Source organism: Streptomyces rhizosphaerihabitans (assembly GCF_025399795.1).
GTDB lineage: Bacteria > Actinomycetota > Actinomycetes > Streptomycetales > Streptomycetaceae > Streptomyces > Streptomyces rhizosphaerihabitans.
This window is the reverse complement of record NZ_JAODTZ010000005.1, coordinates 24,187-39,799: the sequence shown is the minus strand read 5'-3', so window position 1 is coordinate 39,799 and position 15,613 is coordinate 24,187. Positions and strand designations below refer to the sequence as shown.

Below are 15,613 nucleotides of genomic sequence, written 5' to 3'. Positions count from 1 at the left end.
CGTCCTTCACCCGAGGTGTCACGTCGTACGCCGACGACCTCGGATTCGGGTGACGGGACCGGGGTCAGGCGGCCATGGCCTCGGATTCGGGTGACGGGGTCGAGGTCATACGGCCATGACCTCGACCCCCGCCTCCTCGAACCGTCCGATCGTCTCGGGCCCCACCGCCGCGTCCGTCACGAGTGTTCCCACCGACTCGGCCGCGCAGATACGGGCGAACGCGCGCTGCCCCAGTTTGCTGGAGTCGGCGGCGACGATCACACGCTCGGCCCGCTCGCACAGGAGGCGGTTGATCGCGGCCTCCGCCTCGTCGTGGGCCGCGGCGCCGTGTTCGGCGTCGAAGGCGACCACGCCGAGGACCGCGACATCGAGGGTGATCTGCCCCAGCACGCCGCCCGCGAGCGGCCCGATGAGCTCGTAGGACTGCGGCCGGGCGACCCCGCCGGTCACCACGATCTTGAACTGGGGACGCACGGCCAGCTCGTTCGCGATGTTCAGTGCGTTCGTGACGACGGTCAGCGCGGGGGAGCCCGACGCCAGGTCAGGACGTACGGCCAGGGCGCGGGCCACTTCGGTCGTCGTGGTGCCGCCCGTCAGGCCCACCGCCTCGCCGGGGGCGATGAGGCCGGCCACCGCCTTCGCGATGCGCTGCTTCTCCGAGGCGTGGCGGGCGGTCTTGTAGCGCAGGGGCAGTTCGTAGGAGACCCCGTGCACGACGGCGCCGCCCCGGGTCCGCACGAGCATCTGCTGCTCGGCGAGCTGGTCGAAGTCGCGCCGGATCGTCGCCGCCGAGACCTCCAGCCGCGTCGCGGCCTCCTCGACATCCAGGCGGCCCCGCTCCACGAGCAGTTCCAGCAGCGCCTTCCATCGGGCGTCGCGCGACATCCGCACCCTCCGTTCCTCGATCCTCCGCGACCCTAACGCACTCCGCCTGCGTTCAAATGCTTGATTGTGCTCGAAAACTCGCTATATCTTGCAAGAACAAGCATCCGTGGGAGGGGTACGGCATGACCCATGTCGAGGACGAGCTGAACAGCCAGCCCGAGTGCTGGACACGCGCCGCCGATCAGGCGGCCGTTCACGAAGCCGCGCTGCCGACGGCGGGGGAACGCGTCGCGATCGTGGGGTGCGGCACCTCGTTCTTCATGGCGCAGGCCGCTGCCGCACTGCGCGAACAGTCGGGGCAGGGCGAGACGGACGCCTTCGCCGCCTCCGAGTTCCCCGCGGGCCGCTCCTACGATCGCGTGGTCGCCCTGACGCGCTCCGGGACGACCACCGAAGTGCTCGAACTTCTCCGACGGCTGCGCGGACACACCCGTACGACCGCCGTCACCGCCGATCAGCACACGCCGGTGATGGGGTCCGCGGACGACGTCGTCGTGCTCGGCTTCGCCGACGAGCGGTCCGTCGTGCAGACCCGGTTCGCGACCACCGCGCTCACCCTGCTCAGGGCCCACCTCGGTCTGCACAGTGACGCCGTGGTCGGCGACGCGCGCACCGCGCTGGACACGCCGCTGCCCGAAGGGCTCGTCGACTGTGCGCAGTTCACCTTCCTCGGCCGCGGGTGGACCGTCGGCCTCGCCAACGAGGCCGGGCTCAAGATGCGGGAGGCGTCCCTGGCCTGGACCGAGGCCTATCCGGCGATGGAGTACCGGCACGGTCCCATCAGCATCACCACCCACGGCACCGCCACCTGGATGTTCGGCGAGGCACCCGAGGGACTGGCCGAACAGGTCCGGGGGACCGGCGGGTTGTGGGTGGACGGCGGCCTCGACCCGCTCGCCGAACTGGTCCGCGCCCAGCGCCTCGCCGTCGCCGTCGCCGCGGCGCGCGGCCTGGACCCCGACCGGCCGCGCCACCTCACCCGCTCGGTGATCCTCAGCCACTGATCCGGCTCGATCGTCCACGCAGAAGGAGGAGTTGTGCCGCTCGTAGCAACCGGTGAGCTGGTCGCCGAGGCCGCCGAATCGCGGACCGCCGTCGCCGCGTTCAACGTCATCACCCTGGAGCACATCGAGGCCGTCATCGCGGGCGCGGAGTCCGCCGGCGCGCCTGTCGTGCTCCAAGTCAGCGAGAACGTGGTCAAGTTCCGTTACGGTCGGCTGCTCCCGCTGGCCCGTGCCGCGGCCGCCGCCGCCGAACGGGCCTCGGTGCCCGTCGCGTTGCACCTCGACCATGTGCAGAGCGACGACCTGCTGCGACAGGCGCCCGGTGCCGGGTTCAGCTCCGTCATGTACGACGCGTCGCGTCTGCCGTACGAGGAGAATCTGGCCGCGACCCGGGCCGCCGCCGACTGGGCGCACGCCCATGCCCTTTGGATCGAGGCCGAGTTGGGTGAGATCGGCGGCAAGAAGGGGGAGCCGCGGCGGGACGCACACGCGCCCGGCGCCCGTACCGACCCGATGGAGGCCCGCGCCTTCGTGGCCGACTCCGGTGTGGACGCGCTGGCCGTGGCGATCGGCAGCTCGCACGCGATGACCACCCGGACCGCCGCCCTCGACCACGGCCTGCTCAAGCGCCTGGCCGCCTCGCTCGGCGTCCCCCTCGTCCTGCACGGCTCCTCCGGGGTGCCCGACGGCGAGCTCCGGGCGGCCGTCGAAGGCGGTATCGCCAAGGTCAACGTCGGCACCGCGCTGAACATCGCGATGACGGGCGCCATACGGGAGTTCCTCGCGGCCAGCCCCGACGCCGTGGACTCACGGAAGTACCTCGGCGTGGGACGGGAGGCGATGGCACGGACGGTGGCGGGACTCATCGGCGTGCTGCGGGGCTGAGCCGTCCGGATGCCTGTACAGCCTGAAATGCGGCCCAAAGCCGCTTCGCCGGTGCCCGGTCCGGTCGAAGCCACTCCTGACGCATGCGCTTTTGCACCGACGACAGTTCGAGTGGGTGACAAGGTGGCTAGGGTGAACAAGTATGAGAAGGCCGAAAGGGCACGGCAGGCTCGAGGGTGAAACATCGCCCCGGAGGCCACTCGGGCAAGCGTCCGTATGCCCCATGAACACGGGGAGCAGGGGTTTGCGGTGTTTTCGGGGTGGAGCCGGCGCTGGACCGGGCGCAGGACGGAGAAGGCCTTGAGCGGTCAACTTCTGGCTTGTATTCGCATGTCGGTGCGCGACGAGGACGAGTGCACCCCGGTGAACAGTGCGATGTCCGCAACCGGTCCGCGCCCCGGCGCGCATCGAGAAGTCCGCCTACGCCTGTCTTTGGGCCCGATGTGAACGGACTGATCTACTACCTGGCCGCGGCCGTCCTCTGGATGGGACTCGCGGCCCAACTGCCCGACCTGCGCCGCCACTGGAGAGACCCGCTCAAGCGGTCGTTCTGTGCCGTCATCCTGCTGTCGGGACTCTGCTTCGTGCTCGGCGCGCCACCCACCGTCGCCCTGGTCAACAGCCTTACGGGCATACCGAATGTGGCGGCGCCGCTGACCTACGGCGCGGTGACCGCCTTCGGCGCGGCTTCCCTCATTCTCATCGTGCACTGGCGGGGCAGCGATCCTGCCCGGGTGCGGCGCACGTCCCGGGCCTGGCTGTTCAGCTACCTGGGAGTGATCGCCGCCGAGGGCGTCCTGTTCGCGCTGGGCAACGCGCCGGTCGAGCGCCGGGCCGACTTCGACACCTACTACGCCTCGACGCCGTTCATCCGAGAGATGATCGTGCTGTATCTGATGGCGCACATGGTGGCCGCGGTGACGACGACCCTGTTGTGCTGGCGCTGGACACGGAAGGTCAGGCGCTGGACCCGCGGTTCGCTGGCCCTGCTCGTGCTGGGCTGGCTGTTCACCAGTGCCTACAGCATCGTCAAGTCCGTCGCGCTGACCGCTCACTGGCTCGGGCACCACTGGGACGGTCTCAGTACCAGCGTCGCACCGCTGGTGGCCGTCGGCTCCTGCCTGGCCTCGGCCGGCTACATCCTTCCCCTCGTCGGTCCGCGCATCGACTCCGCCGTCACGTTCGTACGCCTGCGTCCGCTGTTCCGTCTGCTGGCGGGGCCGACCAGCCGTCGGCGCTGGGTCGCGGCGCTGCCGTGGCGGACGATCGGTGACGTCGAACTGCGGCTCACCACGCGGGAGACGGCCATCCGCGACGGCCTCAAACGGCTTGCCGGACAGCTCGACGATCAGGTGCGGTACCGCGCCTATCGGGACGCCCTGGCCGCCGGGTCCTGTGCGGCGGAGGCCGAGGCGATCGGAATGGCCGCGATGGTCGCCGTAGCCGCGCTCGCCGAGACTCCGACCCCCGTCGCGGAGACCGGCACCATCGGCATCTCGGTCGGTGACGTCGATGTGGTGGTCTCGGTCAGCGCGCGTGCGAGTCGGCCGGACTCTGGTTCGCGGCGGTTGGACACGGGCCAGCCGTCCTTGCTGAGCCTGTCCAAGGCGGTGCGCACCCCCATCGTCGACGCCGCGGTCCAGTCACGGAGAACCGCGGTACGACAGCTGTCCTGACCGTGCCCCGCGCAACCTGGGCCTCGGCTGTCTGGGTCGCCAGCCCGCCAGCCCGCCAGCCCGTCGGACAGACGGCTCACAGCGTGCGAACCGTCGGACAGGCGCCGGGAGCGTGGACCGTCGGGCCCACGCCCGTGCCGCGGACACCGTCATACGGCGAGTGGGCCCACTGAGTCGAGGAAGGCGCTCTCCTCGGGGGTCAGCGGCGGGCCGGTCAGGGGCTCCATGACGGGCCCCTTCAAAGTGGCGAGAAGCAGCTTGGGGTCCACGAGACGGCTCGCGTCGGCCTGGAGCGTGATGACCCTGCACATGGCCGCCGACACGTCGTACGAGGTGGTGGCCACGCGGGCCATCCGGCCCATGTAGCGGCTGAGGAGCCGGTCCACGAGCGTCGGAGCCTTGCCGACGACCTCCGGGAACCACTGGTCCTGGGAGGTGCTCATCGTGTAAGCGGCGGAGACGGATCTGGCGGCCGCCCGCTGGACGCCGCCGGCGAACCCCGGAGCGGCGACGTCGGCCTGCAGCGACTGCAGGCTCAGGGCCTGGGCACCGAGGGCCGCGACGGACATGCCCTGGCCGTAGACGGGGTTGTAGGTGGCGACGGCGTCACCGAGCACCACCAGGCCCTCGGGCATGGCCGCCTTCTCGAACTCGCGGCGCCTGTTGCGGGTGCTGCGGCTGAGGAACACCTCGCTGAGCGGTTCGGCACCGGAGATCAGCTGCCCGATGAGCGGGTGGCGCAGGCCGAGGGCGAATTCGGTGAACTCCTCGGGATCGGCGGTGGGTTCGCCGCCGCGGGTGCCCGCGAGGCTGACCAGCCAGCGACCGTCCTCGATCGGCACCAGATTCGCGGAACGCCCCGGCCGGGAGGCGGCGGGGTCCGCCTCGACCTGGGTCAGCGGGAAGTGCTCCGCGCCCTTCGGGACGCGGAAGATCCGGCTGGCGTAGACGAGACCCGAGTCGACCTCGTCGGTCGGTATGTCCGTCACGCCGAGCGTTTCGAGCCAGTGCTCGACGCGTGATCCCCGTCCGCTCGCGTCGACGACGAGATCGGCGCTCAGGTCCTCCTCGGCCCCGTCGGCGAGGACGCGTACACCCGTGACGCGCTCGGCGGTTCCCAGCAGCGCCAGCGCCTCGGCACGGCGGACCGTGACCCGGGTCGTCCCGAGGACGGCGTCGCGGAGAACCGACTCGAGCAGGTCGCGGCTGCAGAGGGTCAGCAGCAGATCGTCGGTCACGGTCGGCCAGCGCCGGAACCAGCCCTGCGCACCGAAGCCCAGCATGTCGGTGAAGGACTGCTCGTGAGCTCCCGACGCGAGCAGGCGCCGGCGTACGTCCGCTCCGGGCAGCAGCTCATGTATCGCGTCGCGTCCGCTGGGCAGCAGGATGTGGGCGTGCCGTGCCTGCGGGATCCGCTTGCGCGGGTGTGGTCCGTCGCGCAGTTCGTCGCGCTCCAGGACGATCACGTCGCCCACCGACCGGGACAGGGCCGCGGCGGCGAGCATGCCGGCCACACTCCCACCGATGACGACAGCACGGCGCGACATGATTCCCCCAGTTGTCATTGGTGAGCGACATCACTCTACGGTCGGACGCGTAGGTGTACAGGGGAGATCAAAAACTGTGCCGATTCTGTCTTTTGGTGACGCGCCAGGTGCCTCTTGTCGCAGGTCTCCGGCGGGGGACCGACCCGAGGGCCCGGTCCGAGAAACGGCCCGACGATCCGGTCCGAGGAACCGGCCGGTCGACCGGGCCGGAACGTACTGCCGACCGCTCCGCACTTCGGCTCTCTCCGTTCCGGCGCCCCGCCCCGCGTGCTGCCCGAGGCTCGCGGGGTTACCGGTCGGCGTCCTTCTTCACGGCCCGCAGGATCACGAACTTGGCGTCGCCCGCGACCAGTTCACTGTTGCCGAAGAGCCGGCGCAGCTTCAGGTGGTAGCCCAGATGGCGATTGCCGATCACCCACAGCTCACCGCCCGGCCGCAGTGCGCGCCGGGCGTCCGAGAACATCCGCCAGGCGGTCGTGTCCGTCATCGCCTGGTGGGAGTGGAACGGGGGATTGTTCAGGACGAGGTCGACGCTCTCGGAAGGGACGCCCTCCAGCCCGTCGGCGACACGGAATTCGGCGCTCCCGTCGGCGTTCGCCCGGTAGGTCGCCTCCGCCGAGGCCACCGCCTGGTACGACTCGTCGGCGAACAGCACCTCGGCGTCGGGATTGGCCAGCGCGATCGCCGTACCGACCACGCCGTTGCCGCATCCCAGGTCCACCACCCGCTCGACGCCCCGGCTGCGCGGCAGATGCCGAAGGAAGAAGCGGGTGCCGATGTCGAGGCGGTCGGCGCAGAAGACGCCCGCGTGATTGACGACCGTGCGGCCGGAGACCAGGCCGATGTCGTCGGGGAGCACGTAACTGTACGGCCAGGGGTTGGCCTTCCGGGCGATTCCCTGGAGCGGGGTGCAGAAGATCAGTCGGGCCTTCTTCTCGGCCAGCGAGGTGCGGGTCGGACCGAGGATCCGCTCGAAGAGGTGCAGCGTCGAGGTGTGGATCTCCTTGACCATGCCGGTGCCGATGACCACGGTTCCCTCGTGCACGCCGGGCGCCAGCCTGTGCAGCTGGTCCTCCAGGAGAGCGAGGCTCTTCGGCACCCGCACGAGCAGCACGTCGACCCGCTCGGGAGGCGGCTCCTGGGTCGTGAGGAGCCGGACCCCGGACTCCTCGGCACCGGCCCGCGCCAGATTCGCGCGGGTCGCCTCCTGCGCCAGGTGGGAGTCGGTGATCTGTGTCGGCCGCCGCGCCGACAACGCCGTGGTGAGAGCACCCCACCGGTCGCCGACGATCACGACCGAGCCCGTCAACGGGGTGCCGCTCTCCGCGAGGTGTCCCAGCAGATAGGTGTCGGCAGCGTCCCAGGCGCGGAGTCGATCGCGAGGGTCCTCGGGGAAACGGGCGAGTTCGTAATCGCCCCAGGGTGTCGTCATCCGGTCGTTCATCGTGGGTCAAGGCTAAGCGACCCGGGGCGCCTGAGGTGCGCGAGGATGGGGGCATGTCGATGGACGCGGAGTTGTTCCCGCGCGACCGGACGGAGATCGCGCCCGGCGCCGTGCACCTCCCGGACTGGCTGGACGGAGAACAGCAGCGGCAGCTCCTCGAGGCCTGCCGGGGCTGGGCACGCCCGCCGGCGGGCCTGCGCACCGTCCGCACCCCCGGCGGCGGCACGATGAGCTCCCGGCAGGTCTGTCTTGGCTGGCACTGGTACCCGTACGGCTACGCGCGGACGGTGGCCGACGGTGACGGTTCGCCGGTGAAACCCTTCCCCGACCGGCTCGGCGAACTGGCCCGCGAGGCGGTCACGGACACCCTGGGCGCCGACGCCCTCGGTGCGGATCCGTCCGCCGCGTACGACATCGCGCTGATCAACTTCTACGACGCCGAAGCACGTATGGGCATGCACCGCGACAGCGACGAATCGTCCGACGCCCCGGTCGTGTCGCTGAGCCTGGGCGACACCTGCGTCTTCCGGTTCGGCAACACGGAGTCCCGGTCACGGCCGTACACCGACGTCGAGCTCCGCAGCGGCGACCTCTTCGTGTTCGGCGGCCCGTCACGGCTCGCGTATCACGGAGTACCGAGGGTGCACGCGGGTACGGCGCCCCCCGAGTTGGGACTGACCGGGCGGCTCAACCTCACGCTCAGGGCCGGCGGCTTCCCGCCGGGGCCCGCGCGGTAGCGGCGGACCGGCTCACGGCCGACGCCGAGGCGCGGGCTCTCGGACCGGGTGGCCGACGTGCGATCCGAACGGCAGCCCGGCGCCGGAGTGTCTCCTCCCGGCGGTCGCCGTGACCGGACGGGCCCCGCGGGAGCGGATCATGGGAGACTCGCCTTCATGAACGGCAAGGCGGGCCCCCGGACGGCGGGGGATGGCAGCACGCGGACACGGCTCGACCGGGGGCGCGGGGCACTCGGACCGGCGCTGGAACTCGTGCACACCGGGCGCGCGCCGACGCGTGCCGTGCTCACCGCCGAACTGGGAGTCACCCGGGCGACCGCGGGCGCCGTGGCCGCGGAACTGGAGGCGCTGGGGCTGATCCGGGTCGACGCGCGGCCCGGTGCCGCCGCCGGTTCGCAGGGGCGGCCCTCGCACCGGCTGGAGGTCGCCGAGGACGGGCCCGTGGCGCTGGCCGCGCAGGTGCACGCGGACGGGTTCCGCGCCGCGCTGGTCGGCCTCGGCGGCCGGATCGTCGCGACCGCGCCCGGCTGCGAGACCGTCGACGCCGATCCGGCGAAGGTGCTCGGCTCGGTCGTCGACGCCGGCGCCGAACTGCTCCGCGAGACCGGGCGCCGCTGTGTGGGCGCCGGGCTCGCCGTACCGTCCGCCGTCGCCGAACCCGAGGGGCTCGCCCTCAACCCGCTGCACCTGGCCTGGCCCGCGGGCGCCCCCGTCCGGCAGATCTTCGCCGAGCGGGTGCGCGCGGCCGGAATCGAGGGACCGGCGTTCGCCGCCAACGACGTCAACCTCGCCGCCCTCGCCGAGCACCGGCACGGAGCGGGCCGCGGCGCCCGCGATCTGTTCTGCGTGGCCACCGGACACCGTGGCGTCGGCGGTGCCCTGGTGCTCGACGGGCGCCTGCACACGGGCAGTTCGGGGCTCGCCCTCGAAGTCGGCCATCTCACCGTCAATCCCGAGGGGCGCCCCTGCCACTGCGGCAGCCGCGGCTGTCTCGACGTCGAGGCCGACCCGCTGGCCTTCCTCACCGCGGCCGGCCGCGCCCCCGGCCCCGAGGTGTCGCTGCTCCAGCAGTCCAACGAGCTGATCCGCGACGAGTACGCCGATCCGTCCGTCCGCAGGGCCATCGAGGCGCTGATCGACCGCCTGGGCCTCGGCCTCGCGGGCCTCGTCAACATCCTCAATCCGGACCGCATCATCCTCGGCGGACTGCACCGCGCCCTGCTGGACGCCGACCCGGACCGGCTGCGCGCCGTCGTCGCCGACCGCAGTCTGTGGGGGCAGAGCGGCGGAGTACCGATCCTCGCCTGCACCCTGGACCACAACAGCCTGGTCGGGGCAGCCGAGTTGGCGTGGCAGCCGGTGTTGGACGATCCGCTGAAGGCGCTGCCCGTCTGACCCTCATGGGCGCCAGGCGACGGCGAAGGCCCGCCCGGCGTTCTCGGTGAGGATCCGGTCCACCAGGTCCTTGCCCAGGGCGAGTTCGAGCCTCGGGCGGACCCGGCGCAGCAGATACGGCATCCCCGGGCCGCCGTCGACCGAGCGCGCCGCCGCGGTCGTCGTGTCACCGCCGAGGAGCAGCCGGTGGCCGAAACCGGCGTCGGCGAGGGCGCGTACGGCGTCGGGCATGCGCCAGTCCGTTGCGTGGTTGGCGCGGGAGGGACCGTCGAAGGCGAGGTAGGCGCCCGACCCGGCGGCCTCGCGCTGCACCACGAGGTCCGGGGAACGGTTGAGGTGCCCCAGGATCACCCGGTGCGGCGGAACACCCAACTCGCCGCACAGCAGGTCGAGTACGTCCAGTGCCCCGGTGCCCAGCTCCAGGTGCACGGCGATCGGCGCACCGGTGGTGTGGTGGGCCTCGGCCGCGGCGGTCATCGTCCAGCGGGCATGCGCGTCCAAGGCGTGGAAGCCGCCCGCGACCTTGATCAGACCGGCCCGGATTCCGGTCGTCCCGATGCCCGCCGTGAGCTCGGTGACGAGGACGTCGGCCAGCGTTGCGCGCAGTTCGCCCAGCAACTCCGGTGTGTAGTGCGCCGCTTGGTGCAGCCCGGTCGCCGCGACGACATGGACCCCGGCGTCGCGGGAGATCAGCGGCAGATCCGCGGCCCGCCTGCCCAGACCGTACGGCGTCCACTGGACCACGCTGCCACCGCCCTGCGCGCGGAACGCGGCCAGCTCGGCCCGCGCGGCGGACGCGTCGCACAGCTCCTGGCCCGGGAGTTGCGGACTGCCGAAGAACAGATGGTCGTGCGCGTCGCACACCCCGAGGTGTTCGGGGAGCACGTCACCCAGAACCGTACGGACCGTGTTCACCGGGCTCACCACCGCCGGCCCCGCGGCAGCCGGTCGCGCTCGGGTTCGGACACGTGCAGCACCTGGAAGACCTCGCCCGGCGCCTTGGGGGAGTCGTGCTCCCAGAGCGAGAAGTGCACGACCTCCCAGTGCCGCGGATCGACGGCGGCGCCGACGCAGACCGCCCCGTCCAGCGCGGCCAGCCGCCCGGCCTCGCGCACCGCCCCCTCTATCGCCTCGGACAGCTCCAGGCCCTCGTCGACGGCCCGGCGCCGGCGGACCGCGACCTTGGCCGGCGATCCCGCGGCCCCGCCCTCCTCGTACGCGAGACCGGTCCAGTGCTGCACCACCGGGCGCCCGAAGTCGTTCACCAGGCCCTGGAACGCCCCGCCCCAGAGAAAGGAGTTCATTCCCTCGGTCGTGTTCCACAGGTAGAAGGGCGCGTACTGGTTGACCGGGGAACCGTCCACCCCGCGCTCGCGCATCAGATACGCCTTGATACCGAGGCCGTCCCACGCGTCGAGCCGATGGCCGATGCGATCGACCCGGTCCCGGACGACGGTCATGTCGTAGTCCGCGGGAAACGTGATCTCGTACTGCATGGCGTGCATGGGAAGGTCCTTCCTGGAGTTCGCGGTCGGCGGTTCGCGGTTTCGCGGGGAGGGCGGACGCCGGCCCGGTGGTCTTCGGCGCGGCGGGGTCAGCGGGTGGGTGCCAGCAGAGCGAGCAGTCCCCGGACTCCCGCGTCGAACGCGGCCGGTGAACCGGAGGCGCGCGCCAGGACGTAGCCGCCCTGGACGGTCGCGAGGATCGTCGCGGCGATCTCCTCGCCGTCGAGCGTGGGCGCGAACTGCCCCTGCTCCCGGCCCTCTTCGACGATGGCGGCCAGCCGCCTGCGCAGCCATTCCAGCGTCTCGTCGACCGGTGCGCGCAGTTCGTCGCTCGCGATCACGTCCGGGTCCATCGTGAGCCGCCCGATCGGGCAGCCGCGCAGGACGTCGCGCTCGCGGCGCAGATAGGCCTCGATCCGCTCGTACGGCGATCCGGGCGAGCCGAGGACGCCCTCGGCGGTGGCCCGCATCTCTTCGGCGGTACGGCGGATCGCGGCGAGTGCCAGACCGGGCTTGCCCCGGAAGTGGTGGTACATGCTGCCCTGCCCCGCGCCCGCGTGCTCCAGGATCGCCTTGGGGCTGGTGCCCACGTAGCCGCGCTCCCAGAGCAGCTCGCGCGTGGACTCGATCAGTCGGTCCGGAGTGCTCATGCGTCTACTGTACATACTAGTAGGTACAGAGGTTGGGATTCCCTGCCGCCTGAGGGGTGGGTGCCGCGCGGAGCAGCCCGGGGCGCCCTGCGTACTCCCCCTGAGGTACGCGTACGGCCGCTGGCGGTACGACGACTCGGACCCCCTGCCGGGGCGAGTCTCGAAGCATCACCGAAAGATCCCGCGGAGACGCGCGATTCCATCGAGGAGATGACTCGAGATGCAGACCCTGGCGAACTGGGACGGCGGCCCCGGCCCGTGGATCCTGTTCCTTCCGCTGATCTGGGCGGCCGTCGTGATCGGCGTCGTGACCGTCCTGCGGCGCACCGCCTGGCGCGGCGGCCGTGGCCCGTGGCGTGCGACGGGCGGCTTCGGCCCCGGTTCTTCCCTGACGGCCGGCGACTCGCCGATCGCCGTGCTCGGCCGCCGCTTCGCCTCCGGAGAGATCGACGAGGACGAGTACTGGCGCCGCCTGTCCGTCCTCGACGAGCAGTTCGGGCGCACGGGCAAGGGCGGTGCGGCATGACGGCCACGACCGCCCGCAAGGACGCGGCCCGCGTCGCCGGGGCCGTGAAGGTGTACGGCAGCGGTGACACCGCCGTGCGGGCCCTGGACGGGGTGAGCGTCGGCTTCCCGGCCGGCCGCTTCACCGCGATCATGGGGCCCTCGGGCTCCGGCAAGTCCACACTCATGCACTGTGCGGCGGGCCTGGACACCCTCACCTCGGGAACCGCCTACATCGGCGACACCGAGCTCGGCACCCTCGACGACCGCCGCCTGACCCTGCTGCGCCGCGACCGGATCGGATTCGTCTTCCAGGCGTTCAACCTGATTCCGACGCTCACCGTCGCCGAGAACATCGCCCTGCCCATGGACCTCGCCGGAACCAAGGGCTCCCGCGAATGGACCGACGCCCTCGTCGACGTCGTCGGTCTGCGCGACCGGCTCCACCACCGGCCCAGCGAGCTGTCCGGCGGACAGCAGCAACGCGTCGCCGTGGCAAGGGCGTTCGCCGGACAGCCCGACGTCGTCTTCGCCGACGAACCCACCGGCAACCTCGACTCCCGCTCCGGCGAGGAGGTCCTGAACCTGCTCGGCAGGGCGGTGCGCCAGATGGACCGTACGGTCGTCATGGTCACGCACGATCCGGTCGCCGCCGCGCACGCCGACGAGGTGGTCTTCCTCGCCGACGGACGCCTCGTGGACCGGATGGAGAACCCGACGGCCGACAAGGTCCTCGACCGTATGAAGGCCTTCGACGGCAAGGGGGCACCGGTATGAACGCCGCACTGCGCCTCAGCGTCTCGTCGCTGCGCTCCCACAAACGCCGCTTCGCGGGGACGTTCTTCGCCGTGCTGCTCGGCGTCGCCTTCCTGGCCGGCACCCTCGTCATGGGCGACACCCTGCGCGCCGGGTTCGACACGATGTTCGGCAACGCGACCAAGGGCACCGACGCCGTCGTCCGCAGCGCCGACACCATCACCACGCCGGGGCAGAGCCAGGGTGTACGCGCGCCCGTCGGCACCGATCTGGTGAGGACGATCGAGCGGACCCCCGGCGTCGCAGCCGCCGCGCCGGACATCCAGGGTGCGGGCCAGCTCATCGGCTCCGACGGCAAGCCCATCGGCGGCCAGGGCCCGCCCACCCTCGCGGGCAACTGGATCGACGACCCGTTGCTCAACGCGTACCGGCTCGCCGAAGGCCGCGCTCCGGTGAAGTCCGGCGAGGTCGTCGTCAACAGGGGCACCGCCGAGAAGGGCCACCTGAAGATCGGCGACACGACGGTCCTGCGCACCCCCGACCCCGTCCGGGTGACGATCGTGGGCCTCGCGACCTTCGGCGGCGAGGACGGCATGGCCCAGGTGACGTTCACCGGCATGACACAGGCCGACGCGGAGAAGTACCTCACCGCGAAGCCCGGCGAGGCCGCGAGCATCCGGGTGCGCGCGGGCCCGGGAGTCGGTCAGCAGGAGCTGGTCTCCGACCTGACTCCCGTACTCCCCGAGGGAGTCGAGGCCATCACCGGACAGGAGTCCGCGCAGGAGAACACCGACATGGTCTCCAGCCAGTTCCTCACCATTTTCACCACGCTCCTGCTCGTCTTCTCCGGCATCGCGCTGCTCGTCGCGACCTTCTCCATCCACAACACCTTCGCGATCGTCGTCGCCCAACGCACCCGGGAGAACGCGCTGTTGCGCGCCCTGGGCGCCTCGCGCCGGCAGGTCACCGCGTCGACCCTGGCCGAAGCGAGCGTCGTCGCCGTGACCGCCTCGGCCGTGGGCCTCGCCGGCGGCATCGGTATCGCGGCCGGACTCCAGGCGCTGTTCCCGGCCATCGGATTCCCTTTCCCCGAGGGCGACTTGGTGATCAGCGCTCTGTCCCTGCTGCTGCCGCTCGGCGTCGGCATCGTGGTCTGTCTCGGCTCCGCCCTGCTGCCCGCCGCCCGGGCGGGACGCACCGCGCCGCTCGCGGCGCTGCGGGAGACGGCGGTCGACGAGTCCGGCGCCTCGCGCGGACGGGCGGTGGTCGGCGGGGGACTGGCCGCCCTGGCGCTGGGCGTCACCCTGACCGGTGTCCTGCTGACCCCGTCGCTGTGGCTCGCCGGACTCGGCGCCGTGCTGGCCCTCGCCGCCTTCGTGGTCCTCGGTCCGGTCGCTTCCACGACCGTCGTACGAGTCCTCGGCGCGCCGCTCGGCAAGCTCCGCGGCGTCACCGGCGGACTCGCCCGGCGCAACGCGCTGCGCAGCCCCAAGCGGACCGCCGCCACCGCGGGCGCACTGATGATCGGCGTCACCGTCGTCTCGCTGTTCACGGTCTTCGGCGCCTCGCTCAAGGCCACCATGGACCAGACGGTCTCCCGCTCGTTCGCGGGTGACGTCGCCGTCAGCACCCCGTCGTTCGGCGCGGGCGGCAGCGGACTCAGCCCGAAACTGGCCCCCGCCATCGCGGGTCAGCCGACGGTCGAGTACGCCGTCGGGCTGGGCAAGGGCGTCGCCGAAGTCAACGGCAAGGGCCGCGCGTTGACGGTCACCGACCCGGTCACGCTCGGCAAGGTCTTCGACCTCGGCGACGTACAGGGCTCGCTGAGCGGCCTCGGCAGCGACGGTATCGCCATCACCCGCACGGAGGCCGCCAAGCAGCACCTGGCGACCGGCGACACGGCCCGGCTCACCTTCACCGACGGGCGGAAGACGAACTTCACCGTCCGCGCCGTCTACGGCCAGTCGGAACTCGCGGGCGACTACGTCATCACCCGCGCCGCCTGGGCCCCGCACCGCACCCAGGACTCCGACACGGTCGTCGCCGTCTCGTTCAAGGACGGCGTGAGCACGGCGCAGGGCAAGGCCGCGGTGGAGAAGGTCGCCGAGCGGTACGGCAGTCCCGAGGTGCAGACCCGGGACGAGTACGCGCAGTCCTCGGCGGGCGGCATCGACATGATGCTGACCCTGGTCTACGCCCTGCTCGCCCTCGCGGTGCTCATCGCGCTGCTCGGCATCGCCAACACCCTCACGCTCGCGATCCACGAGCGGACACGCGAACTCGGTCTGCTGCGGGCCGTCGGACAGACCCGGGCGCAGCTTCGCGCCATGGTCCGCTGGGAGTCGGTCCTCGTCGCCGCCTTCGGCACGGCGGGCGGACTCGCCCTCGGTGCCTTCCTCGGCTGGGTGCTCGTCGAGGCCTCCGGCGGAGCGTCGGACAGTGCCTTCGCCTTCGCGATCCCGCCGCTGCGGCTCGTGGTGGTGGCGCTGGTGGGTCTCGCTGCCGGGGCCCTCGCGGGACTGCGTCCGGCGCGGCGGGCGGCACGCCTGGACGTGCTGCGGGCCATCGCCACGGAGTGAGCCACCCGGTGCCGTACGACGCCCGCGAACGAGCGGCGTACGAGAG

14 protein-coding genes are annotated in these 15,613 nt (G+C 71.9%); 8 read left to right on the top strand and 6 right to left on the bottom strand.

The window, feature by feature from the left end; translation table 11 throughout:
• Positions 1–105: 105 nt before the first annotated feature.
• On the bottom strand, positions 106–885 hold the full coding sequence (locus N4G66_RS06535; RefSeq protein ID WP_261703003.1) for a DeoR/GlpR family DNA-binding transcription regulator: 780 nt from the start codon (positions 883–885) through the stop codon (positions 106–108).
• A gap of 122 nt (positions 886–1,007) precedes the next feature.
• On the opposite strand from N4G66_RS06535, the gene N4G66_RS06530 reads away from it, so the two are divergent.
• The 3 genes from N4G66_RS06530 (at position 1,008) to N4G66_RS06520 (ending at position 4,450) form a co-directional block, all read left to right on the top strand.
• Entirely contained in the window at positions 1,008–1,889 is an 882-nt protein-coding gene (locus tag N4G66_RS06530; protein ID WP_261703002.1) for an SIS domain-containing protein, read from the top strand.
• Positions 1,890–1,922: 33 nt separating this feature from the next.
• The gene (locus tag N4G66_RS06525; RefSeq protein WP_261703001.1) at positions 1,923–2,774 is read left to right on the top strand and encodes a class II fructose-bisphosphate aldolase; all 852 of its coding nucleotides are present in this window, start codon (positions 1,923–1,925) and stop codon (positions 2,772–2,774) included.
• Positions 2,775–3,217: 443 nt separating this feature from the next.
• Positions 3,218–4,450, top strand: coding sequence for an MAB_1171c family putative transporter (locus tag N4G66_RS06520; RefSeq protein ID WP_261703000.1), 1,233 nt, complete (start codon positions 3,218–3,220; stop codon positions 4,448–4,450).
• A 149-nt stretch (positions 4,451–4,599) separates the two neighbouring features.
• On the opposite strand, the gene N4G66_RS06515 is transcribed toward N4G66_RS06520, so the two are convergent.
• Both N4G66_RS06515 and N4G66_RS06510 read right to left on the bottom strand, forming a co-directional pair.
• Positions 4,600–5,997 (bottom strand): FAD-dependent oxidoreductase, encoded by a 1,398-nt coding sequence (locus N4G66_RS06515; protein WP_261702999.1) that lies wholly within the window; start codon positions 5,995–5,997, stop codon positions 4,600–4,602.
• A gap of 289 nt (positions 5,998–6,286) precedes the next feature.
• Positions 6,287–7,441 carry a methyltransferase gene (locus tag N4G66_RS06510; RefSeq protein ID WP_261702998.1) on the bottom strand — a complete coding sequence of 385 codons (1,155 nt, stop codon included), beginning with the start codon at positions 7,439–7,441 and terminating at the stop codon, positions 6,287–6,289.
• Between the two features lie 59 nt (positions 7,442–7,500).
• On the opposite strand from N4G66_RS06510, the gene N4G66_RS06505 reads away from it, so the two are divergent.
• Positions 7,501–8,178 carry an alpha-ketoglutarate-dependent dioxygenase AlkB family protein gene (locus N4G66_RS06505; protein WP_261703201.1) on the top strand — a complete coding sequence of 226 codons (678 nt, stop codon included), beginning with the start codon at positions 7,501–7,503 and terminating at the stop codon, positions 8,176–8,178.
• Positions 8,179–8,334: 156 nt separating this feature from the next.
• Positions 8,335–9,573 carry an ROK family protein gene (locus N4G66_RS06500; protein ID WP_261702997.1) on the top strand — a complete coding sequence of 413 codons (1,239 nt, stop codon included), beginning with the start codon at positions 8,335–8,337 and terminating at the stop codon, positions 9,571–9,573.
• Positions 9,574–9,576: 3 nt separating this feature from the next.
• Here the strand turns inward: N4G66_RS06500 and N4G66_RS06495 are convergent, their stop codons facing one another.
• From N4G66_RS06495 to N4G66_RS06485, 3 genes are all read right to left on the bottom strand, one after another.
• Positions 9,577–10,488, bottom strand: coding sequence for a phosphotriesterase family protein (locus N4G66_RS06495; RefSeq protein WP_261702996.1), 912 nt, complete (start codon positions 10,486–10,488; stop codon positions 9,577–9,579).
• Positions 10,489–10,493: 5 nt separating this feature from the next.
• Entirely contained in the window at positions 10,494–11,078 is a 585-nt protein-coding gene (locus N4G66_RS06490) for a DUF4865 family protein (protein WP_261702995.1), read from the bottom strand.
• 89 nt (positions 11,079–11,167) lie between these two features.
• The gene (locus N4G66_RS06485; RefSeq protein WP_261702994.1) at positions 11,168–11,743 is read right to left on the bottom strand and encodes a TetR/AcrR family transcriptional regulator; all 576 of its coding nucleotides are present in this window, start codon (positions 11,741–11,743) and stop codon (positions 11,168–11,170) included.
• A gap of 205 nt (positions 11,744–11,948) precedes the next feature.
• Here N4G66_RS06485 and N4G66_RS06480 point away from each other — a divergent pair, with 205 nt between their 5' ends.
• From N4G66_RS06480 to N4G66_RS06470, 3 genes are read left to right on the top strand one after another with little or no spacing between them, the layout of a single operon-like run.
• Positions 11,949–12,254, top strand: coding sequence for an SHOCT domain-containing protein (locus tag N4G66_RS06480; RefSeq protein WP_261702993.1), 306 nt, complete (start codon positions 11,949–11,951; stop codon positions 12,252–12,254).
• Entirely contained in the window at positions 12,251–13,009 is a 759-nt protein-coding gene (locus tag N4G66_RS06475) for an ABC transporter ATP-binding protein (RefSeq protein WP_261702992.1), read from the top strand. The genes N4G66_RS06480 and N4G66_RS06475 overlap by 4 nt, the downstream gene beginning before the upstream one ends.
• Positions 13,006–15,567: an ABC transporter permease gene (locus tag N4G66_RS06470; protein WP_261702991.1), complete on the top strand. Its 2,562-nt coding sequence runs from the start codon at positions 13,006–13,008 to the stop codon at positions 15,565–15,567. The genes N4G66_RS06475 and N4G66_RS06470 overlap by 4 nt, the downstream gene beginning before the upstream one ends.
• Positions 15,568–15,613 lie beyond the last annotated feature (46 nt).